General features: G+C 59.0%; 20 protein-coding genes and 1 pseudogene. 10 read left to right on the top strand and 11 right to left on the bottom strand.

From position 1 onward, the window contains the following. Positions 1 to 155: 155 nt before the first annotated feature. Positions 156 to 1,214, top strand: a complete 1,059-nt coding sequence (locus ALP40_RS24445; RefSeq protein ID WP_122210698.1) for a haloacid dehalogenase-like hydrolase — start codon at positions 156 to 158, stop codon at positions 1,212 to 1,214. 158 nt (positions 1,215 to 1,372) lie between these two features. Here the strand turns inward: ALP40_RS24445 and ilvD are convergent, their stop codons facing one another. Further along, positions 1,373 to 3,220: a dihydroxy-acid dehydratase gene (gene ilvD, locus ALP40_RS24440; protein WP_122210697.1), complete on the bottom strand. Its 1,848-nt coding sequence runs from the start codon at positions 3,218 to 3,220 to the stop codon at positions 1,373 to 1,375. A gap of 276 nt (positions 3,221 to 3,496) precedes the next feature. On the opposite strand from ilvD, the pseudogene ALP40_RS24435 reads away from it, so the two are divergent. Continuing rightward, positions 3,497 to 3,954, top strand: a pseudogene (locus ALP40_RS24435) (REP-associated tyrosine transposase). A 192-nt stretch (positions 3,955 to 4,146) separates the two neighbouring features. Here the strand turns inward: ALP40_RS24435 and ALP40_RS24430 are convergent. The 3 genes from ALP40_RS24430 to ALP40_RS24420 form a co-directional block, all read right to left on the bottom strand. After that, on the bottom strand, positions 4,147 to 4,662 hold the full coding sequence (locus ALP40_RS24430; RefSeq protein ID WP_122210696.1) for a dermonecrotic toxin domain-containing protein: 516 nt from the start codon (positions 4,660 to 4,662) through the stop codon (positions 4,147 to 4,149). Positions 4,663 to 4,880: 218 nt separating this feature from the next. Further along, positions 4,881 to 6,077, bottom strand: a complete 1,197-nt coding sequence (locus tag ALP40_RS24425) for a class I SAM-dependent rRNA methyltransferase (protein ID WP_122210695.1) — start codon at positions 6,075 to 6,077, stop codon at positions 4,881 to 4,883. 81 nt (positions 6,078 to 6,158) lie between these two features. After that, on the bottom strand, positions 6,159 to 6,698 hold the full coding sequence (locus tag ALP40_RS24420) for a type 1 glutamine amidotransferase domain-containing protein (RefSeq protein WP_122210694.1): 540 nt from the start codon (positions 6,696 to 6,698) through the stop codon (positions 6,159 to 6,161). Positions 6,699 to 6,935: 237 nt separating this feature from the next. Between ALP40_RS24420 and ALP40_RS24415 the strand changes: the two genes are divergently transcribed. From ALP40_RS24415 to ALP40_RS24405, 3 genes are all read left to right on the top strand, one after another. Then, on the top strand, positions 6,936 to 7,748 hold the full coding sequence (locus tag ALP40_RS24415) for an HDOD domain-containing protein (RefSeq protein ID WP_181114588.1): 813 nt from the start codon (positions 6,936 to 6,938) through the stop codon (positions 7,746 to 7,748). 45 nt (positions 7,749 to 7,793) lie between these two features. Beyond that, positions 7,794 to 8,606 (top strand): bifunctional DNA-formamidopyrimidine glycosylase/DNA-(apurinic or apyrimidinic site) lyase, encoded by an 813-nt coding sequence (gene mutM, locus ALP40_RS24410; protein ID WP_122210693.1) that lies wholly within the window; start codon positions 7,794 to 7,796, stop codon positions 8,604 to 8,606. A 106-nt stretch (positions 8,607 to 8,712) separates the two neighbouring features. Continuing rightward, on the top strand, positions 8,713 to 9,051 hold the full coding sequence (locus ALP40_RS24405) for a multidrug transporter (protein ID WP_122210692.1): 339 nt from the start codon (positions 8,713 to 8,715) through the stop codon (positions 9,049 to 9,051). A gap of 11 nt (positions 9,052 to 9,062) precedes the next feature. Here the strand turns inward: ALP40_RS24405 and ALP40_RS24400 are convergent, their stop codons facing one another. From ALP40_RS24400 to ALP40_RS24390, 3 genes are all read right to left on the bottom strand, one after another. Next, positions 9,063 to 9,314, bottom strand: coding sequence for a YfhL family 4Fe-4S dicluster ferredoxin (locus ALP40_RS24400; protein ID WP_003316325.1), 252 nt, complete (start codon positions 9,312 to 9,314; stop codon positions 9,063 to 9,065). A gap of 101 nt (positions 9,315 to 9,415) precedes the next feature. Continuing rightward, positions 9,416 to 9,895, bottom strand: a complete 480-nt coding sequence (gene coaD, locus ALP40_RS24395) for a pantetheine-phosphate adenylyltransferase (protein WP_003348749.1) — start codon at positions 9,893 to 9,895, stop codon at positions 9,416 to 9,418. 168 nt (positions 9,896 to 10,063) lie between these two features. Continuing rightward, the gene (locus tag ALP40_RS24390; RefSeq protein ID WP_122210691.1) at positions 10,064 to 11,491 is read right to left on the bottom strand and encodes a coniferyl aldehyde dehydrogenase; all 1,428 of its coding nucleotides are present in this window, start codon (positions 11,489 to 11,491) and stop codon (positions 10,064 to 10,066) included. Between the two features lie 164 nt (positions 11,492 to 11,655). On the opposite strand from ALP40_RS24390, the gene ALP40_RS24385 reads away from it, so the two are divergent. Both ALP40_RS24385 and ALP40_RS24380 read left to right on the top strand, forming a co-directional pair. Further along, complete coding sequence (locus ALP40_RS24385) at positions 11,656 to 12,318, top strand: TetR/AcrR family transcriptional regulator (RefSeq protein ID WP_122210765.1); 663 nt, start codon at positions 11,656 to 11,658, stop codon at positions 12,316 to 12,318. Positions 12,319 to 12,368: 50 nt separating this feature from the next. Beyond that, positions 12,369 to 13,226, top strand: a complete 858-nt coding sequence (locus tag ALP40_RS24380; protein WP_122210690.1) for a sulfurtransferase — start codon at positions 12,369 to 12,371, stop codon at positions 13,224 to 13,226. A gap of 7 nt (positions 13,227 to 13,233) precedes the next feature. Here ALP40_RS24380 and ALP40_RS24375 read toward each other — a convergent pair whose 3' ends face one another. From ALP40_RS24375 to ALP40_RS24360, 4 genes are all read right to left on the bottom strand, one after another. Continuing rightward, on the bottom strand, positions 13,234 to 14,268 hold the full coding sequence (locus ALP40_RS24375) for a hydrolase (RefSeq protein WP_122210689.1): 1,035 nt from the start codon (positions 14,266 to 14,268) through the stop codon (positions 13,234 to 13,236). 443 nt (positions 14,269 to 14,711) lie between these two features. Next, a complete protein-coding gene (rsmD, locus tag ALP40_RS24370; protein ID WP_122210688.1) occupies positions 14,712 to 15,323 on the bottom strand; it encodes a 16S rRNA (guanine(966)-N(2))-methyltransferase RsmD in 612 nt (203 codons plus the stop codon). Next, a complete protein-coding gene (locus tag ALP40_RS24365; RefSeq protein WP_122210687.1) occupies positions 15,323 to 16,786 on the bottom strand; it encodes a pitrilysin family protein in 1,464 nt (487 codons plus the stop codon). Before ALP40_RS24365 ends, rsmD begins: the two co-directional genes overlap by 1 nt. Next, a complete protein-coding gene (locus tag ALP40_RS24360) occupies positions 16,783 to 18,135 on the bottom strand; it encodes a pitrilysin family protein (RefSeq protein ID WP_122210686.1) in 1,353 nt (450 codons plus the stop codon). The genes ALP40_RS24365 and ALP40_RS24360 overlap by 4 nt, the downstream gene beginning before the upstream one ends. Before the next feature lie 256 nt (positions 18,136 to 18,391). Between ALP40_RS24360 and ftsY the strand changes: the two genes are divergently transcribed. Genes ftsY through ftsX form a run of 3 tightly spaced genes read left to right on the top strand, consistent with a single transcriptional unit; the run spans position 18,392 to position 21,644 of the window. After that, entirely contained in the window at positions 18,392 to 19,945 is a 1,554-nt protein-coding gene (ftsY, locus tag ALP40_RS24355; RefSeq protein WP_122210685.1) for a signal recognition particle-docking protein FtsY, read from the top strand. Then, positions 19,942 to 20,613 (top strand): cell division ATP-binding protein FtsE, encoded by a 672-nt coding sequence (gene ftsE, locus ALP40_RS24350; protein ID WP_003411930.1) that lies wholly within the window; start codon positions 19,942 to 19,944, stop codon positions 20,611 to 20,613. Before ftsY ends, ftsE begins: the two co-directional genes overlap by 4 nt. Next, positions 20,610 to 21,644 carry a permease-like cell division protein FtsX gene (gene ftsX, locus ALP40_RS24345; RefSeq protein WP_122210684.1) on the top strand — a complete coding sequence of 345 codons (1,035 nt, stop codon included), beginning with the start codon at positions 20,610 to 20,612 and terminating at the stop codon, positions 21,642 to 21,644. Before ftsE ends, ftsX begins: the two co-directional genes overlap by 4 nt. The last annotated feature ends 42 nt before the right edge of the window (positions 21,645 to 21,686 follow it).

The following is a 21,686-nucleotide window of genomic DNA, read 5'->3' as shown; positions in this document are numbered from 1 at the left end:
AAAAAAGTCATCAAAGTGTCGTTTTTTGTTTTTGCTGTCGTGAACAGTGGAAAAAATGACGTCTTCTGGCGTCCGAAAGGTCGCTCATGCACTGTGACGTTCATAATATTTTGTTACGGTCTGCCCCTTCGTTTTTAGAGAAGGGGACTTCGCCCATGAAATTCGCGCCAAAAATGCTTTTTGCAGCTGTCTGTGTCGGGCTTGCCAGTCAGGCTTTCGCCGCCACTGAGTTGAAGCACTGGCCCGAACCTGCCGCGAAAGCACTTGATGCCATGATCGCCGCGAATGCCAACAAGGGTAATTACGCTGTCTTTGACATGGATAACACCAGCTACCGCTTCGACCTCGAAGAGTCGCTGCTGCCGTACATGGAAAACAAAGGCCTGATCACGCGTGAAAAGCTCGACCCTTCCCTGAAACTAATCCCCTTCAAAGACACCGCAGAGCACAAGGAAAGCCTGTTCAGTTACTACTATCGTCTTTGCGAAATTGACGACATGGTCTGCTACCCGTGGGTGGCTCAGGTGTTTTCCGGCTTTACGCTGCAAGCGCTCAAAGGCTACGTTGACGAGCTGATGGCGCTCGGCAAACCAATCCCAGCGACGTATTACGAAGGCGATGCAGTCAAGCAGATCAATATCGAGCCGCCGCGCGTGTTTACCGGGCAGACCGAGCTGTACAACAAGCTGATGGAAAACGGTATCCAGGTGTACGTGGTGACTGCCGCCTCCGAAGAGCTGGTGCGGATGGTCGCCTCCGATCCCAAGTATGGCTACAACGTCAAACCGGAAAACGTGATTGGCGTGTCGATGCTGCTCAAGGACCGGAAAACCGGTGACCTGACGACGGCACGCAAACAGATCACTGGGGGCAAGTACGACGCGAAAAGCAACATGGGCCTTGAGTTGACACCTTACCTGTGGACGCCAGCCACCTGGATGGCCGGCAAGCAGGCCGCCATCGAAACCTATATCGATGAATGGAAAAAGCCCGTGCTGGTGGGCGGCGACACGCCGACGAGCGACGGCTATATGCTGTTTCATAGCGTCGACGTCAGCAAAGGTGGCGTGCATTTGTGGATCAATCGCAAGGACAAGTATATGACCCAACTCAACGGCATGATGACTAAACATGCCGAAGCTCAGGCCAAGGAAGGGCTGGCGGTCACTGCCGACAAGAACTGGGTGATCGTCAAGCCGGAAGAGATCCAGTGAGTGGAAAGGTCTGACTGAAGGCCTCCCACAGTTCGTTTGATCGTTCCTACGCTCTGCGTGGTAATGCCGCCCGGGACGCTCCGCGTTCGCTTTTGATGGCGCATGCCCAACAAAAAGCCCGGCATCTCTGCCGGGCTTTTTGCGTTAACCAATGTTGCTTACGGCACCAGCTTGTCCAGCAATGCCTTGTCACGCACAGCGCCTTTGTCGGCGCTGGTGGCCAGCAGGGCGTAGGCCTTGAGGGCAGTGGTGACCTTGCGTGGACGTGTTTCGACCGGTTTCCAGCCTTTCTTATCCTGCTCGGCACGGCGTTTGACCATTTCCGCATCGTCGATCAGCAGATTGATTGAGCGGTTTGGAATGTCGATCAGCACCTTGTCGCCGTCGCGCACCAGACCGATTGCACCACCAGCAGCCGCTTCAGGCGAAGCGTGGCCAATGGACAGACCCGAAGTGCCACCCGAGAAACGACCGTCGGTGAGCAGCGCACAATCCTTGCCCAGACCTTTGGATTTCAGGTACGAGGTCGGGTAGAGCATTTCCTGCATACCCGGACCGCCTTTCGGCCCTTCGTAACGGATGATCACAATGTCGCCCGCTTTCACTTCGTCGGCCAAGATCCCGCGCACAGCGCTGTCCTGGCTTTCGAAGATCTTGGCGTTACCTTCGAATACATGGATCGACTCGTCGACGCCTGCGGTTTTCACCACGCAGCCATCCAGTGCGATATTGCCGTACAGCACGGCCAGGCCGCCTTCCTGCGAGTAGGCGTGCTCGACGCTGCGGATGCAGCCGTTTTCACGGTCATCATCCAGGCTTTCCCAGCGGGTCGACTGGCTGAACGCGGTCTGCGTCGGGATGCCGGCGGGGCCTGCCTTGAAGAAGGTGTGAACCGCCTCGTCGGTGGTCTGGGTGATGTCCCATTTGGCAATGCCTTCGGCCAGGGTCTTGCTGTGGACGGTCGGCAAGTCGGTGTGCAATAGACCGCCGCGCGCCAGTTCGCCAAGGATGCTGAAGATCCCGCCTGCACGGTGCACGTCTTCCATGTGGTATTTCTGGATGTTCGGCGCAACCTTGCACAGTTGCGGCACCTTGCGGGACAGTCGGTCAATATGGCGCAGGTCGAAGTCGATTTCGGCTTCCTGCGCAGCGGCCAGCAAGTGCAGGATGGTGTTGGTCGATCCGCCCATCGCGATGTCCAGCGTCATGGCATTCTCGAATGCCTTGAAGTTGGCGATGTTGCGCGGCAGGACCGAGTCGTCGTTGTTGCTGTAATACTGCCTGCACAGATCGACGATGGTGCGGCCCGCCTGCAGGAACAGTTGCTCGCGATCGCTGTGGGTGGCGAGCGCTGAACCGTTACCCGGCAGTGCCAGGCCCAGTGCTTCGGTCAGGCAGTTCATCGAGTTGGCGGTGAACATGCCCGAGCAGGACCCGCACGTTGGGCAGGCGCTGCGCTCGTATTCGGCGACTTTTTCATCGCTGGCGGTCGAGTCGGCGGCGATCACCATCGCATCGACCAGGTCCAGACCGTGACTGGCCAGCTTGGTCTTGCCAGCTTCCATCGGCCCACCGGAAACGAAAATCACCGGAATATTGAGGCGCAACGACGCCATCAGCATGCCGGGGGTGATCTTGTCGCAGTTGGAAATGCAGACAATGGCGTCCGCGCAGTGAGCGTTGACCATGTATTCCACGGAGTCTGCAATGATCTCGCGGCTGGGCAGCGAATACAGCATGCCGTCATGGCCCATTGCGATGCCGTCATCCACCGCGATGGTGTTGAATTCCTTGGCCACGCCACCGGCGCGCTCGACTTCGCGAGCGACCAACTGACCCATGTCTTTCAAGTGGACATGGCCCGGTACGAACTGGGTGAACGAGTTGGCGATGGCAATGATCGGTTTCTTGAAGTCTTCATCCTTCATGCCCGTGGCGCGCCAAAGAGCACGGGCGCCGGCCATGTTGCGGCCGTGGGTGGACGTTTTCGAGCGGTAATCAGGCATTGGAGCACTCCGGCAAAATAAGGCTGAACAGGAAGGGAGTGAGCTTCTATTGACGTCGCTCGCAAGCGGCAGTGACCGGATGCAGCGAAGAAACCGAAAACCACGGGATCACCGTGTACTCGGCCTGAGCTCATAAACCCGCCGGGGGATGACTGGCGATGAATAGGGGCGATTCTACACCGCTGGGTGTCTGTCGGACACATCAGGAACAGGTAATCAGAATTGTGGCGCTCAGGCCTTCACTAAGCTGTTGATCTTAGTGAGAGGAGGGCAGGGATGCCGACATCAGGCCGGAGTACGGATCTACGTAAAGGGCGTTTTTCAGAACGAGGACGGATTTATCTTTTGACCTCTGTCGTTCATGGGCGTCAGCCAATCTTTGTCGATTGGCAGTTGGGACGCCTGGTTGTTGCAGAGTTTCAACGAGCGGAACATGAGGCCTTGCGCATACGCTGGCCTGGGTTGTCATGCCAGATCATTTTCACTGGTTGATTGAGTTGAGGTCGGACAGCCTGGCAGTCTTGATGCGACGTGTTAAGGCGGGCAGCTCACGAGCGCTAATGGCGGCAGGAGGTGGTTCATCAAGGATTTGGCAGAAGGGATATCACGACAGAGCCATCAGGCGGGAGGAGGATGTATTGAAGGCTGCGCGATACATTGTGGCTAATCCACTTAGAGCAGGGCTGGTGGCTCAGGTGGGTGATTACCCGCTGTGGGACGCTATCTGGACTTAAGTTGGGTGTTAGAAGGTATTTCTGACACCGCGCGTTCATTCAGCAAACAGTGTAGGAGCGCGCTTGCCCTCGATACGTGCGTTCAGATAGCTCATCACTGGGCTGATTGACGCTATCGCGGGCAAGCGCGCTCCTACGGTTCTGTGTTTGCTGCGAAACAGTGCTTTTGTATCAGGCGTGTTGATGAGCAGATCAGCGGTTCACGATGGCCTGAATCTGATGCAGGTAGGTTTCGCCGGCAACTGGCTGAAGAACGAAGGCGTTGCTGCTCCAGGAGGAAGGCAGGCGGCTGATCTCTTCAAAGTAATCGGCAACGTATTCGCGTTGAACGTCGTTCACCAGATCAAGCATGTAGTCCAGACCACCCGGTTTGCCCAAGAACTCACCCAGCACCATACAGGTGCGATGCCAGTCGAAGTTCTCGTGGAAAATACGGTCCGTTGGCGCCTTGGGCTGCTCTGGCACATAAAGAATGTGCTGACCCTCGGGGCCACGGATGACGAACAGGCGGATGAGATTGACGCCGCCATGCAGCGGCATGACGAAACGGCCGACAGTGATGCCATCGTCATCGGAGGCGGCTGTTGCATTGGTGACGTGCTGGATCAAGTCTGCGCCTTCCGGGGACAGCAGGCCTTTGGACAGCTGGTCGGCAGCCATTTTATTGAGGTCGTTGCGAATGTAATCAACATCGTTGAAGTCAGTCATGATTTAAATCCATTTAAATTAAACAAAGTCCATTTTGAGTTGCTTGGGTCGTAATCCATTTACTGGCCAAGCGCTGACAAGGTATCAGTGGGCACAAACGAGAAGCGGTATGTATATATCGCGTGTGCGGGGAGCTGTATGGAAATGTTTACAGCGTCGATAGAGAGGGCGTTGAAAAAAGAGAGTCGGGCCGACGTGTTGCCGGCCCGATACGGTGATCAACTGTTCGGCAACAACCGGCAAGTGATGCTTTTGATGTAGCGTGTTTCGGCGATGGCCGGGTGTACCGGATGATCCGGGCCTTGGCCTCCACGCTCCAGCAATTGAATATTACGGTCCAAATGACGAGCACTGGTCAGCAGGATATTTTGCAGATCGTCTTCCGGCAGGTGCATCGAGCAGGATGCGCTGACCAGAATGCCGTCCTTGGAAAGCAGGCGCATGGCTTGCTCGTTCAGGCGGCGATAGGCACCTTCACCGTTTTTCATGTCCTTCTTGCGCTTGATGAATGCAGGCGGGTCGGCCACGATTACGTCGAAACGTTCTTCGCCAGCCTTCAATTCCTTGAGCGCTTCGAATACATCGCCTTCGATGCAGGTCATCTTCTCGGCAAAACCATTGAGCGCGGCGTTGCGCTCCACGCCGTCCAGAGCGAAGGACGAGGCGTCGACGCACGTCACATCACTTGCACCGAACGCCGCAGCCTGGATGCCCCAGCCGCCAATATAGCTGTACAGGTCCAGCACGCGTTTGCCTTTAACATACGGAGCCAGGCGCGCACGGTTCATGCGGTGGTCGTAGAACCAGCCAGTCTTCTGACCCGCCATGACCGGTGCCTCGAACTGCACGCCGTTTTCTTCGAGCGCGACCCATTCCGGAACGAGGCCGAACACGGTTTCAACGTAGCGGTTCAGACCTTCGGCATCGCGAGCGGCCGAGTCGTTCTTGAACAGGATGCCACTGGGCTTGAGCACCTGAACCAGCGCGGCGATAACGTCTTCTTTGTGGTGTTCCATTGTGGCCGAGGCCAGTTGCACCACGAGAATGTCACCGAAACGATCTACCACCAGGCCCGGCAGCAGGTCCGAATCGCCGTAGACCAGGCGATAGAACGGCTTGTCGAACAGGCGATCACGCAGCGACAGCGCCACGTTCAAGCGATGAACCAGCAGCGACTTATCCAGAGGCAGCTTGATGTCGCGCGACAGCAGGCGGGCGCAGATCAGGTTGTTCGGGCTCATGGCCACGATGCCTAGCGGTTTGCCGCCAGCGGCTTCCAGGATCGCCTGGTCGCCAGCTGCAAAGCCGTTGAGGGGGGTGGCGGCTACATCGATCTCGTTGCTGTAGACCCACAAGTGACCGGCGCGCAGGCGACGATCGGCGTTGGCTTTGAGGCGCAAGCTAGGCAGGGACATGACGTCGCTCCGGAAAAAAGAGCGGGATTATAGCGCGTCATCCCGGCTGCGCGCCGGGATGACGCGAATTAACACCACCGCTTACGCCGACAGTGCTTCGATCAACTTGCTATTGAAGGCCGGGATGTCGTCGGGCTGGCGGCTGCTGATCAGTTTGCCATCGGTGACCACTTCCTGATCGACCCAGTTTGCCCCAGCGTTGACCAGATCGTCTTTCAGGGTCTTGAAGCTGGTCATGGTCTTGCCTTTGACCAAGCCTGCGGAAATCAGCAACCAGCCACCGTGGCAGATGACCGCCAGCGGTTTGCCGGACGACGCGACATCCTTGACGATCTGCTGAGCATCGCTGTCCAGGCGGATCGTGTCAGAGTTCTGCACGCCGCCGGGCAGCACGACGCCGTCATAGTTGCTCGCGTTGGCGGATTTGAAGGTGCCGTCTACCCGGAAGTCGTCGGCAGGCTTGTCGTGATTCCAGCCTTTGACCTGGCCATCCTGGCTGGAAAGAATTTCTACGGTGGCGCCTGCTTGTTCCAATGCTTGCTTGGGGCCTGTCAATTCGACCTGCTCGAAACCATCGGTTACAAGAATTGCGATGCGTTTGCCATTCAGTGCGTTGGACATGGGGTCCTCCAGTCGTGTGCTCAACAGTGGCGCATTACTGGCCCTTGTGAGGCCGTGTATGCGGCGGTAACACAGAGTCCGAAGCTGGCTGTGCGGCAAAGTTCCGAGAAAATGAGCAACGAAGGTGATGGACCGTTGACCGATCAGGGGGCAGAATCTCGCTATGTCTTCGAGTACGTACCTATGCCTCCAGAGCTAACACCCGAGCAGATCCAGCAAGCGTTGCAAGGCATTAGCGTGCCTCCGCAGCCGCAGATCATGGTGGATCTGCAGATGGAGCAATACATGCCTGATCCCGATCTGGGCGCAATTGCGCGGCTGATCGCACAGGATCCGGGCCTGTCGGGCGCGCTGCTTAAAATCGTCAATTCGGCTCATTTCGGGCTCTCCAACAAGATCGCCTCGATCCAGAAGGCGGTGAACCTGCTGGGCAGCCGTACCGTCATCAACCTGATCAACGCGCAATCGATCAAGGGCGAGATGAGTGACGAAGCCATCGTCACGCTCAACCGCTTCTGGGACACCGCCCAGGACGTCGCCATGACCAGTCTGACGCTTGCCAAGCGAATTGGCTCGCAGGCGGTGGATGAGTCCTATGCGTTGGGCCTGTTCCACGACTGCGGTATTCCGCTCATGATCAAGCGTTTTCCGGACTACATGTCGGTGCTTGAGAGTGCGTACGCCAACGCAGGGCCTGAACGGCGGGTGGTCGACACAGAAAACGAGTCTTTCGACACCAACCATTCGGTGGTCGGTTATTACACCGCCAAATCCTGGCGTCTGCCCGATCATGTCACCGAGGCCATTGCCAATCACCACAACGCGCTGGCGATTTTCCAGGATGATTCGAGTCGCAACGCGCAGCTCAAAAACCTGCTGGCTCCGCTGAAAATGGCTGAACATATCTGTCAGTCCTATCGCGTGTTGGGCAATCAGGACGAGGACCATGAGTGGGAGAGCGTCGGTGGGCTGGTGCTGGACTATGTTGGGCTGTCCGAATATGACTTTGAATACCTGAGGGAAAGCATTCGCGAGCTGGGAGCACGCTGATTCCGAGTGCTCCCCGCGTTTCCTTTCTGCACGACCGAGTTATCCATGCCTGAATTACCAGAAGTCGAAACGACGCGACGTGGCATTGCGCCCCATCTCGAAGGTCAGCGCGTCAGCCGCGTGATCGTGCGTGACAGCCGTCTGCGCTGGCCCATCCCGGAAGACCTCGATGTCCGCCTGTCGGGGCAGCGTATCGTCCAGGTCAATCGCCGCGCCAAATACCTCCTGATCCAGGCCGAGGTCGGTACGCTGATCAGCCATCTGGGCATGTCGGGCAATTTACGCCTGGTCGAAGCCGGATTGCCTGCACTCAAGCACGAACATGTGGACATTGAGCTGGAATCGGGCCTCGCCTTGCGTTACACCGATCCGAGGCGCTTCGGGGCGATGCTCTGGAGTCTGGATCCGCACGCTCATGAGCTGCTGATTCGTTTGGGGCCCGAGCCGTTGACGGACCTGTTCGATGGCGAGCGACTGTACGAGCGGTCCCGAGGCAAGTCGATCGCGGTGAAGCCCTTCATCATGGACAACGCCGTGGTCGTCGGCGTGGGTAACATCTACGCGACCGAGGCGTTATTCGCCGCTGGTATCGATCCGCGCCGTGAAGCGAAAAGCATCTCACGAGCGCGTTATCTGAAGCTCGCCATCGAGATCAAGCGCATCCTGGCCTATGCCATCGAGCGCGGAGGCACCACGCTTCGTGACTTCATCGGCGGTGATGGCAAGCCTGGCTACTTCCAGCAGGAGCTATTTGTGTACGGCCGTGGCGAGCAGCCGTGCAAGGTGTGCGGCACGACGTTGCGCGAGATCAAGCTGGGCCAGCGTGCGAGTGTGTATTGCCCCAAGTGCCAGCGCTGAGCTTGGCCTGCGAGCACGCTTTTGAAACATCATGGCGACTTGCTTAACCCCCATCGCTGTTTATAGTGATGGGCATCACCTCACGCCACGCCTGAAGGACCACGCTATGAGCCCGTTTCGTATTCTTGCCGCCACGCTGGCGCTGTTCCTGGGTTTGCAGGCTGTGCCCGCCATTGCCGCGGACATTCCGGCAGGCAGTGGCGATCCGGTCTACACCATCCAGAATCCACCCGTGTTTGCAATGGTTGGCGATCTGCTGATCGCCCGGCCCTTGCTGATTGCCGCGACGGTGATTGGCGCAGGGCTGTTTGTCGTTGCTGCGCCATTTGCGGCAGCCGGTGGCAACTTCAAGGCAACAGCCAAGGCGCTGGTGGTCGACCCTGGCAAGTCGGCCTTCGTTCGGTGTCTGGGGTGTACGGGTGATGGGTACGGCAAGCAGGATTGACCCGCCAAGGCTCAAGCCTTGCTCGTGATGATCCGGTATTTGTCCATCAGCTGTTCCTTGCTCTCGACGTGGTTCTCATCCAGTGGAATGCAATCCACAGGGCAAACCTGCTGGCACTGAGGTTCGTCGTAGTGGCCCACGCATTCGGTACACAGGTTCGGATTGATCACGTAGATCTCTTCGCCTTGTGAAATCGCCTCGTTCGGGCACTCGGGTTCGCAGACGTCGCAATTGATGCAATCGTCGGTGATGATAAGGGACATGAAATGCTCCTGCCGCGGCCGACGCCGGGGCACATGAAAACCAATGCGGCGAATTGTGCCGCATTAGTCCTCAGGTTGCACCTGCACGTTCCAGCGATGTGCTATCGCTTGAAGCGCTCGGTCAGTGCCTGAGCGACAGCAGGATGCACGAACTTGGTGATATCGCCGCCCAACGCCGCGATTTCACGCACCAACGTCGACGAAATGAACGAATAGCGCTCGGACGGTGTGAGAAACAGGCTCTCGACATCCGGTGCCAGCTGGCGGTTCATGTTGGCCAACTGAAACTCATACTCGAAGTCCGACACTGCACGCAGGCCGCGCAGGAATACATTGGCATTCTGTTCCTTGGCGAAATGCGCCAGCAAGGTGGAGAAGCCGACGACTTCCACATTGGGCAAGTGTTTGGTGACCTCGCGGGCCAGCTCGACGCGCTGTTCCAAGGGAAACAGAGGGTTTTTCTTCGGGCTGGCGGCAACGGCAATGACCACTTGGTCGAACAGGCGTGAAGCACGTTCGACCAGATCTCCGTGGCCCTTGGTGATAGGGTCGAAGGTGCCTGGGTACAACACTCGGTTCATCGCGTCGTCCTGGTCGGAGTCCGTTGTGGGACTGGGATGGTATCGCAGCCTTTCCGATGGGCCAAGCCGCACAACAGCCACAAAAGGTCGTAATGCGCCGATTATCGGCCATCTTTCGCCCAAAACCCCCCGTTTTAAGGGCTGCTGATCGCTCTCAGTAAGACTGTGTCAGCGCAAAAAGAGTTTATAGACCCAACGCTGAAGCGCACGGCCGTATGGCGGATAAATCAGGCGGGCCGCATTGAATCGCTGCTTGCTGAACACGGCCTTGGCCTGGCTGAAGGTCAGAAAGCCTTCGCGCCCATGATAATTGCCCATTCCCGAGGGGCCGACGCCGCCGAAAGGCAAATCATCCTGAGCGGCGTGCATCAAGGTGTCGTTGATTGAAACGCCGCCCGAGTGGGTGCGTTCCAGCACCTGTTGCTGCTCGGCCTTGTTGTAGCCGAAGTAGTACAGGGCCAGCGGGCGGGGGCGATCATTGATGTAGGCATAGGCGTCCTCAATCCTCTGATAAGGCACGACAGGCAGCAGCGGCCCGAAAATCTCGTCCTGCATGACCAGCATGTCATCGTTCACATCAAGCAGCACACTGAACGGCATTCGTCTGCCCTGTCCTTGGTCGTAAAGGGCGACAAGCCTGGCGCCCTTGCTGACCGCGTCTTCCTGATAGTGGGTTAACCGGGCGAGCTGGCGCTGATTGATGATCGCGGTGTAGTCCGGGTTATCGATCAGCGTGGGATAAAAGCGTTTGACCGCCTGTCGGTAAGCGTCGACGAACCCGGCCAGGCGTTCCTTTGGCACCAACACGTAATCGGGTGCAATACAGGTCTGGCCTGCGTTGAGCGTCTTTCCGAAGGCGATGCGTTCGGCGGCGTCTTCGAGTGGCACATCATGGGAAACGATGGCAGGCGATTTGCCACCCAGTTCCAGCGTGACCGGTGTCAGGTTCTCGGCGGCCGCGCGCATGACGTGTTTGCCAATGCTGGTCGCGCCCGTGAACAGCAAATGATTGAACGGCAGGCGCGAGAAAGCCACGCCAACCTCCGCTTCGCCGAGCACCACGGTGATCAGCTCTTCTGGAAACGTCTCGGCGAACAGACGTTTGAGCAGCGCGCCTGTGGCCGGCGTCGATTCGCTGAGCTTGAGCATCACCCGATTACCCGCTGCCAGAGCTCCGGTCAGCGGGCCGATGGCCAAAAATAACGGGTAATTCCAGGGCACGATCACGCCAATGACGCCCAACGGCTGGTGGACGACCTTGGCCGATGCTGGCTGGAACACCAGGCCGACGCGTCGTGGCGAAGGCTTCATCCAGCGTTTGAGGTTCCGACGCGCATCGCGGATGCCCAGCAGGCTTGGCAACAACTCCGCCAGCAGCGTTTCATCGGCGCTGCGATGGCCAAAATCCTCATCTATGGCTTCGATCAGCGCCTGTCGGTTTTTGCTGATCAGATCGCCAAGGCTTTTAAGCCATTGCAGACGTTGTTCCAGCGACGGCATTGGGTGGGCGGCAAAGGCGGCCCGCTGCGTAGCGAAGGCTGCGGTCATGGACACGACAGTCTGTTCAGCCTGGTACACCTTGTGGTCCGTCAGCATGGTTTCTTCCGATGAGCAATTGGGTGGATTTTTAGAGTCATTGCTCTACGCAGTCAACATTTAGACGAGCGATAACGTGCGATCAGACCGCGTGATGTTCCTCGATGATGCGCTTGCGCTACTATCGCGAGCATCTCATAAGTATTCGAGTGGTTCAGACCCGCATGGCACCACGCACTAAAACCCGTGAACGCATCGTTCAGGTCAGTCTGGAACTGTTTAACCAGCAGGGCGAGCGCAACGTCACAACCAATCACATCGCTGCGCACATGGAAATATCGCCGGGTAACCTGTACTACCACTTCCCCAACAAGCAAGCGATCATCGCCGAGCTGTTCGGTGAATATGAAGCGCTGGTGAAGAGTTTTCTGGTACCCACGCAGGATCGTCTGCCCAGCATCGAAGACAAGCGTGATTTCTTTGTGGCGATCCTCGACGGCATGTGGCGCTACCGTTTCCTGCATCGCGACCTGGAACACCTCTTGGGTACCGACCCTGAGCTGGCGGCGCGCTACCGGTTGTTTTCCCAGCGCTGTCTGGTTCAGGCAATGGCGATTTACCGAGGCTTCATTGACGCAGGTATTCTGCAAATGAATGAATCGCAAATCGAATGGACCAGCCTCAATACCTGGATTGTCCTGACGTCCTGGGTACGCTTTTTGTGCACGGCACGGGAAAACTCGGGGCAATTGAGCGAAGAGGCGATTCGACGTGGCGTCTATCAGGTGCTTATGCTCGAATCAGGTTTCATCGCGCCTCAGGCCCGGGAGGCGTTCAATGCGTTGTGTCAGGCGTTCCACGCGCCATTGCATAAGGTGTTGGTATAACGGCGCAGCGAAGCACCCGATTACCCGGTTTTCTGTCACAGGAGAGTGTCATGTCCATCGCGCAACTGATTGGCCCTGAACAGCTGGCTGCACGGCAGCATGCGCCAGGGCTGGTGATTCTCGATTGTCGGTTTGCCTTGGAGGACCCGGATTACGGGCAACGCAATTACGCACAGGGCCACATCGAAGGCGCCTGGTTTGCCGATTTGAATCGCGACCTGAGCGCACCGGTCGTCAAGGGCAAGACGGGCCGCCATCCCCTGCCGGATGCCAGCCTTCTGGTGGAAAGACTTCAGGCTTGGGGTGTCTGCAACGACAGCGATATCGTGCTGTATGACGACGGACCCGGCATGTATGCCGCTCGCGCCTGGTGGTTGCTCGCCTGGCTGGGCAAGCGCGAGAACGTGTATTTGCTCGATGGTGGCCTCAAGGCCTGGCATGCGGCCGGGTTGCCGCTGAGCCTGGATGCACCGGGCGCTGAGCGAGGTGATTTCAGTGGCGAGCCTGATATGTCGCTGGTGCTCAGTGCCAGCCGTTTGCAGGGGCGCCTCGGTCGCCCGGAAATGACGCTGCTGGACGCTCGCGCCGAAGCCCGTTTTCGGGGTGAAGTAGAGCCGATCGATCCGGTGGCCGGGCATATTCCCGGTGCCCAGTGCGCGGCATTCAATGAAAATCTCGGCCCGGAAGGACGTTTTCTGCCGCCTGAACAGCTCAAGCAGCGTTTCGCCGAGAAGCTTCAGGGGCGACCACCGGAAAGTCTGGTCGCGTACTGCGGCTCCGGCGTGACCGCCTGCCACAACCTGTTTGCCTTGTGCCTGGCTGGCTATCCGTTGGGCACGTTGTACGCCGGGTCATGGAGCGAATGGATCACTGATCCTGCGCGTGAAATCGCCACAGGCGCAGGCTGATTCTGCGTCAGTTCAGGTAAGGATTGTCGCGTTCGTGGGCCGAGCTCAGCCACAAGGGGATCCGTCGCTCAAGATAATAGCCGGGATTGCGCAGCGAACCGTCGACGAACCCGACATGGCCGCCTTTGGCTTGCAGTTCGAATTCCGTGCAGGGCGATAACTCTTCCGGTTCCGGCAGGCTGTGAGGGAACACAAACGGGTCGTCGGCGGACTGGATAATCAACGATGGCGTCTGAATCTGGCCCAGGTAATAGCGGCTCGACGCCTTGCGGTAATAGTCCTGGGCATCGGTAAAGCCGTGCAGCGGTGCAGTCACGCGGCCATCGAAATCCCAGAAAGTGCGCATGTTTTCCAGCGAGCCCAGCGCCGCCAGCTCAGCCAGGCCTTCGCTGAGCCCTTCGTTCTGGAAGCGGTTCTGCTTGACGCGTATGTAGGCCAGCATCTCGCGCATGAAGTGACGCTGATAGACCTTGGAGAATCCTTGCCCGATACGGTTGGCGCATTCGTCCAGACGAAAAGGCACGGAGACGGCCACTGCGCCCAGCAACTGACTGTTCGCGCCTGACTCGCCCAAGTATTTGAGCAACACATTACCGCCCAGTGAGTAACCCGCCGCGTAGAGCGGTGCGAGCGGACGCAACGACCTTAAGTGTGCGATGACCTCGGCCAGGTCCTCGCTCGCGCCGGAATGGTAGCTGCGCGACAACAGGTTCGGCTCCCCGGAGCAGCCGCGCCAGTTCAACGCCACGCTGGCCCAGCCTTGCGCCGCCAACGCTTTTTGCAGACCGGCGACATAGGGTGAGTTCGACGACCCGGTCAGGCCGTGCAGCACCAGCACCAACGGCGCATCGACCTCATGCGGGCCATGCCAGTCCATATCGAGAAAGTCCCCGTCCGCCAGCCACATCCGTTCACGCGTACGTGCCAGCAACGTCCTCTTGCGCCACAACGGCCCCCACAGCGTCTGCAGGTGCGGATTGCCGAGACCGGATGCGGGAACGAAAGGCGTTACATGGAAACGTGAGGTAGGGCTGTTAGGCACGGTCTTGCTCGTCGATGAATTCAATGGCTGACAGCTCGTACGTTGCCACTAAGTGGGGCGGGATGTAAGAGGGGGCTGGCCGAGTGGTTCAGGCGGATCGTTCTCTACGCTGCGCGATCATCGTCATAGGCAAGTTTGGCTCCCGTAAAATCACGTTTCTCCAGCGGGCTACAGGTCGTTTGATAAAACCGGCACATGCGGTGAGTCAGATGCACTCAAGGGCCGGCGCGCCGCCCACCGCAGCCGTCGTAACCTGCGAAAGCTCCCACGCCCTGCGGGCTCGGCGTTTCTTCAGGCGTTGGGGAGGTGCCTGACACAACACAGCCTCGCAGCAAACACAGCGTGGGAGGCTGCTTGCCAGCGATGGCGTCGGTCTGGTTAATGAGATGGAGCATCAAAAACCGCATCGCTGGCGAGCCGCTTCTAAACGTGGATAGCCCTTTTCAGCGGGTTATAGGGGTGCCTGAATCCTCATCCCGCTGCCACAGCGCGTAGTAAACCTGCCCGGCCTTCTTCTCGCGATGCAGGCGCCAGGAGCCCGGCAAGCCGGTCGTCGAGGGAGGGGTTTCGCTTTCGGTGTAGATCCAGGCGTGGTCGGCCAGCCAGCCACGTGTTTCCAGCAGGTTGCAGGCCGAGGCCAGCAGGCCTTGATGGAAGGGCGGGTCCAGAAACACCACGTCGAACGGCGAGGCGGCGGCGGTTTCCAGGTGGCGCAGTGCGTCAGCCTGGGAAACCTGGCCGGTTGTGCAGTTCAGCGTGGCCAGGTTCTGGCGCAGGCTGGCGATGGCCGTGGCGTTGTTGTCCAGCGCCAGGCCCATGCTGGCACCGCGTGACAGCGCTTCGAAATACAGCGCGCCACTGCCGGTGAAAACATCCAGCACCCTGGCGCCCGCGATATGGGGCGCCAGCCAGTTGAACAGGGTTTCGCGCACCCGATCAGGCGTCGGGCGCAGGCCGGGTGCGTCTGGGAAGGTCAGTTTGCGACTGCCCCATTCGCCACCGATGATACGAAGCTGACCCAGGCCGTTATGGCCTTTCGGACGTGGATTGGCCATCAGTGCTCCGGGACCCCTACAGGTTGACGAGTGAGTTTGTCGGTTGGCGCGGGCAGTTCTTTCTGCGGCACGGTCGGGCCAACGGTCACGATAACCATCTTGTCGACGTTGAGGTGCTTTCCGATGGCCGCCTTGACTTGCTCGACCGTCACGCTCTGGGCGGCCGTCATGTAATCCTCAAGGTAGGTCAGCGGCAGGTCATAGAAACCGATGGCGCCTAACTGGCTGACGATTGCGGAGTTGCTGGCCGCAGTCAGCGGGAAGCTGCCGGTCAGTTCGCGTTTCACATCGTCCAGTTCCTTCTGGGTCGGACCGTTGGCAATAAAGTCGCGCACGATGTCCTGTACCAGCTTCAGCGTGTTATCACCCATTTCGGCGCGGGTTTGCAGATTGATCATGAACGGTCCCGGCACCTGCATGGCCGTGAAACCGGACGACACGCCATAGGTCAGGCCGCGCTTTTCGCGTACTTCAGTCATCAGCCGACTGCCGAAGCCACCGCCGCCCAGCACTGAATTGCCCACGGTCAGCGCCGCGTAATCCGGGTCGTTACGGGCAACGCCCAGCTGCGTCAGCATCAGCAGCGTCTGGTTGGAGGCGAACTCGATATGGGTAGTGCCAGCCTTCGGTTCGACCGGTTCGGCAACCTTCGCCAGCGCCGGGCCTTTAGGCAGCGAGGCCGATACCTGCGCGGCGATGGCTTGCGCCTCGTCTTTGGACATGTCGCCGACCAGCGCAATCACCGCGTTGCCAGCAGCATAACCCTTGGCATGAAACGCTTTGAGCTGCGCCAGTGTGATGGCGTTGATGCTTTTGGCATCTCCGTCGCTCGGATGAGCGTAGGGGTGATCGCCGTACAGCTTCTTGAACAGTTCCTTGCTACCGATGGCGCCAGGGTTTTGTTTTTGATACTCGAAGCTGGCGATCAACTGGTTCTTGATGCGGGCCAGCGAGTCGGTGGGAAAGGTCGGCTTGCCAACGACTTCGCTGAACAGTTTCAGGGCCGGTTCACGCTTGTCCGGCGCGCTCAGCGTGCGCAGCGAGGTCACTGCCATGTCGCGGTAGGAGCCGTTTTCAAACTCTGCGCCCAAGCCTTCGAAGCCTTGAGCGATGGCGCTGACGTCCTTGCCCTTGATGCCTTCATTGAGCATGGCGTTTGTCAGCAGGGCGATTCCCGGCGTCTTGTCATCCTGACTGCTGCCTGCGGCGAAGATCAGGCGCATGTCGATCATCGGCAGCTCGCGGGATTCCACGAACAGCACCTTGGCGCCCTCGGCGGTGTTCCAGGTCTGGATGTTCAAGGCACGGCGAGCTGGCGCCTTGCCGTCCAGCTCCTTGAGTGTTTGCAGGTTGCTGCCCAGTGGCTGTGCGGCAGTTTCATCCGCAAAAGCAGGCTGGACGATGAATGTACCGGCCAGGATCAGGCCAAGCAGCGCATGACGTGGAGCGTTGCGCTTGATCATTTGGCTTTCTCCTCAGGCAGAACGTGCGCGATGCTGAGGCGCTCGCGAGTGAAATAGGTGTTGGCGGCTTTCTGGATATCCTGTGGCGTGACGCTCTGCAGGGCCTCCAGTTCGCCGTCCATCAGCTTCCAGGACAGCCCGACGGTTTCCAGCTCGCCGATCATGGTGGCCTGGCTGGTGATCGAATCGCGCTCGTAGACGACGCCGGCAATGACTTGTGCCCGGACGCGTTCCAGTTCCTCGGCGGACGGCGCCTTGGTCTTCAGGTCATCCAGCAAACGCCAGATACCGGCCTCGGCGTCGGCCAGGGTTTTCTTCTTCTGGGCGTTGGGTGTGGCACTGATCAGAAACAGGCTGTCACCACGGGCAAAGGCGTCGTAGCGGGAGGACGCCGCTGACACCACTTCTTCGCCACGCTCCAGCCGCGCAGGAATGCGTGCGCTGTAGCCACCGTCGAGCAGCGCTGCAATCAGACGCAGGGCATTGACCGAGCGCTGGTCTTCAGCCGTCGCTACGCTGGGCACGTTGAAGCCGTAAAGCAGGCTCGGCAGTTGGGTTTTGACATGCAGGGTGATCTTGCGCTCGCCGGGTTCGGCCAGTTCAAGCGGTTTTTTAGACGGTGGTACGTCACGACGCGGGATCGGGCCGAAGAAACGTTCCGCCAGCGCCTTGACCTCATCCGGCTGCACATCGCCAACCACCACCAATGTGGCGTTATTCGGCGTGTACCAGGCCTCGTACCAATGGCGCAGTTCCTCGACCTTCATGCGTTCAAGGTCGGCCATCCAGCCAATGGTCGGAGTGTGATAGCCGCTGGCGGGGTAGGCCATTGCGTTGAAGCGTTCCAGCGCCTTGCCCATTGGCTTGTCATCGGTGCGCATGCGGCGCTCTTCCTTGATGACTTCGATCTCGCGGCTGAATTCGTCCGGCGGCAGTTTCAGGGTCGCCATGCGGTCGGCTTCCAACTCCAGCGCTACGCTCAGGCGGTCACGGGCCAGTACCTGGTAATAGGCGGTGTAGTCATTGCTGGTGAAAGCGTTTTCTTCAGCGCCCAGGTCGCGCAGGATCAGCGATGACTCGCCCGGGCCGGTCTTGCTGCTGCCTTTGAACATCATGTGCTCAAGGGCGTGGGACAGACCGGTCTGGCCCGGCGTCTCGTAGCTGGAGCCGACCTTGTACCAGATCTGAGAAACCACCACAGGCGCGCGATGGTCTTCGCGGACGATGACCTTCAGGCCATTGTCGAGCGTGAATTCATGAGTGGGTTGCGGATCGGCAGCCAAGGCTGTCAGCGGCAAACAAATTGCGCTGATCAACAGGCCTGCAGCACGGCGGGCTAGAACATTCATTCGTAGTTTGAACCTGTAGGGCGGCCTGCGTGAACTTAGCGTCGGCAGGCGCGGGGGTGTTAGGATACTGGTCCGTTTGCATGAGAAACAGCCTTCACTGGCCAAGTGCGAGTGAAAACTGTTCGAAACGAAGCTGAACGATACCCGTAGAAGGGGCTGCCCAGTGAACAAGCAGTCCTGAATGCAGTCTGTTTTGCATGTCAGAATTTTTCCGAGTCGCCTTTGGCGTCCCGCAACCTTGAGATAGCCGTCCTCCATGTTTGGTTCCAACGACGACAAGAAGACCCCAGCTGCGGCTGGAGAGAAGAAAGGCCTGTTCGGATGGCTGCGCAAAAAAACGCAGGACACCGAATCCACGCCGCCAGAATCAACCCCGGCACAGCCTGAGCCGGTCGTCGAATCGACGCCGCAGGTTGAGCCATCCATAGCCCCGCAATCGGCCCCGCAACCCGTTCCTCAGGCTGCTGATCCCGCACCTGCTGCCCAGCATGTGGAACCCGGCGAGCCGTCGCCAAAGCCTTGGTTAACGCTGCCGGTGGCTGAAGAATCGGTCGCGCTGATCGACGAGCTCGAGCCCCATGTCACGCCGCCGATTCCCGAGCAGCATCACGTGTCGGCTGCTCCTCAGTACCCGGTGGCACCTGCTTCAGAGCCTCAGCCTCAGGCAACACCGCAGCTTGCCGCCGATGTCGCGCCGATCAGCGTCCCTGAACCGGTGCTGCTTGAGCCGGTGCCTGCTCCTGTTCGTGAGCCTGTGATCGAACCTGTTGCCGCGCAGCCAGTAACTCAGCCTGTTCAGCCTTCGATCCAGCCGCCGGCCGAGCCTGTTCAGGCGCTCGCGCCAGTCGCCGCTCCGGCTCAGGAACCTGAAAGCAGCAAGGTCGGTTTCTTTGCCCGCCTCAAGCAAGGCCTGTCGAAGACCAGCGCCAGTATTGGCGAAGGTATGGCGAGCCTGTTTCTGGGCAAGAAGGCCATCGACGATGACCTGCTCGAAGAAATCGAAACCCGGTTGCTGACCGCCGACGTCGGCGTCGAAGCCACATCGGTGATCATCCAGAGCCTGACCCAAAAAGTCGCCCGCAAACAGTTGACCGACGCCCAGGCGCTCTACACCTCGTTGCAAGGTGAGCTGGCTGCAATGCTCAAACCCGTCGAGCAGCCACTGGTCATCAAGGCCGAACACAAGCCGTTCGTGATTCTGGTCGTCGGCGTCAACGGCGCTGGCAAGACCACCACCATCGGCAAGCTGGCCAAGAAGCTTCAGCTTGAAGGCAAGAAAGTCATGCTGGCTGCAGGCGATACCTTCCGCGCGGCCGCTGTCGAGCAGTTGCAGGTCTGGGGCGAGCGCAACAAGATTCCGGTCATTGCCCAGCACACGGGCGCGGATTCGGCTTCGGTCATCTTCGACGCCGTTCAGGCCGCCAAGGCTCGTGGCATCGACGTCTTGATCGCCGACACCGCCGGTCGCCTTCACACCAAAGACAACCTGATGGAAGAACTGAAAAAGGTGCGCCGCGTGATCGGCAAGCTGGACGCAGACGCTCCGCATGAGGTCCTGTTGGTGCTGGATGCAGGCACCGGCCAGAATGCGATCAACCAGGCCAAGCAGTTCAACCAGACGGTCACCTTGACCGGCCTTGCGCTCACTAAACTCGATGGCACGGCCAAGGGCGGCGTGATCTTCGCGCTGGCCAAGCAGTTCGGCCTGCCAATCCGTTATATCGGTGTGGGCGAGGGCATTGACGACTTGCGCACCTTCGAAGCCGAACCCTTTGTCCAGGCTCTGTTCGCGGAGCGGGAGCGTCCATGATTCGTTTCGAGCAGGTCGGTAAGCGCTACCCGAATGGACATGTCGGGTTGCATGAACTGAGCTTTCGAGTCCGTCGCGGCGAGTTTCTGTTCGTCACCGGGCATTCCGGTGCGGGCAAGAGCACGTTGCTGCGCCTGTTGCTGGCGATGGAGCGCCCGACAACCGGCAAACTGATGCTGGCCGGTCAGGACCTGGGGCAGATCAGCAACGCGCAGATCCCTTTTCTGCGTCGCCAGATTGGCGTCGTGTTCCAGAATCATCAGCTGTTGTTCGACCGCACGGTGTTTAACAACATCGCGCTGCCTTTGCAGATTCTCGGGCTGTCCAAGCCTGAAATCGCCAAGCGCGTCGATTCGGCACTGGATCGTGTGGCGCTGTCCGACAAGGCCGAGCTTTACCCCGGTGATCTGTCGACCGGGCAACAGCAGCGCGTCGGTATTGCGCGCGCCATCGTTCACCGCCCTGCCTTGCTGCTGGCGGATGAGCCCACCGGTAACCTCGATCCACGATTGGCAGCGGAAATCATGGGTGTGTTCGAAGACATCAACCGACTCGGCACCAGCGTGTTGATCGCCAGTCACGACTTGGCGCTGATTGCCCGCATGCGCCACCGCATGCTGACCCTGCAACGCGGTCGCCTGATCGGCGACGGGGAGGCTGGGGTATGAGTGCTACACGCAGCCCAAAGGTTTCGGAGCGCGTAGCGCCCAAAGCAGCGGACCCGACTCCGCAGAAACAGAAGAAAAAGCGTCAGGACCATGACGATGACGGCCCTGACTTCAGCGCGCTGCTCTCTGCCTGGCTCGAGAGTCACCGCTCAAGTCTGGTCGACAGCTTGCGTCGCTTGGGCAAACAGCCGATTGGCAGCTTCTTTACTTGCCTGGTAATGGCCATTGCCCTGAGTTTGCCAATGGGCTTGTCGTTGCTGTTAAGTAACGTCGAGCGCCTGGGTGGTTCGTGGCAGCGTGCAGCACAGATTTCGATCTACCTGAATCTGGATGCCAGCACGGCCGATGGCACTCGGATGCGCGACGAAATCAAGGCAATGCCCGGTGTAGCCGATGCCGAATACATCAGCAGCGAACAGGCGTTGGGCGAGTTCCAGCAGCAATCCGGTTTGGGTGAAGCCCTTAAGGAACTGCCTGAAAATCCGCTGCCCGGCGTCGTACTGGTGACACCTGACGAGGTCGACAAGCCTGCGCTGGAAGCCTTGCGTTCCCGTCTTGCCGAACTGCCCAAAGTGCAGCAGGCCCAGCTCGACCTGGTTTGGGTTGAACGATTGGCGGCCATTCTCAAGCTGGGCGACCGGTTCGTGTTTGGCTTGACGGTTCTGCTGGTCTCGGCTTTGCTATTAGTCATTGGTAACACGATACGTCTGCACATCGAGAACCGTCGCACCGAGATCGAGGTGATCAAGCTGGTGGGCGGTACTGACAGCTATGTGCGCAGGCCCTTCCTTTATATGGGTGCGCTGTACGGTTTTGGCGCCGGGATCCTGTCCTGGGGCGTACTGGCCTACGGCCTGAACTGGCTGAACGGCGCGGTCATCGGCTTGGCAGGTCTTTATGGAAGTGACTTTGCGCTCACCGGTGTACCGATGGGCGATGGATTTTCGCTCTTGCTTGGAGCGGTATTGTTAGGGTATATCGGTGCTTGGATTGCGGTCGCTCGCCACTTGCGTGAGCTGGCGCCACGGTAAAGGCTAAATTGTTTCACCAGATTGGCTTCTGAAAATCAAGGA

Source organism: Pseudomonas viridiflava, assembly GCF_003702045.1.
GTDB lineage: Bacteria > Pseudomonadota > Gammaproteobacteria > Pseudomonadales > Pseudomonadaceae > Aquipseudomonas > Aquipseudomonas viridiflava_C.
This window is presented reverse-complemented; position numbering and strand designations above follow the sequence as displayed.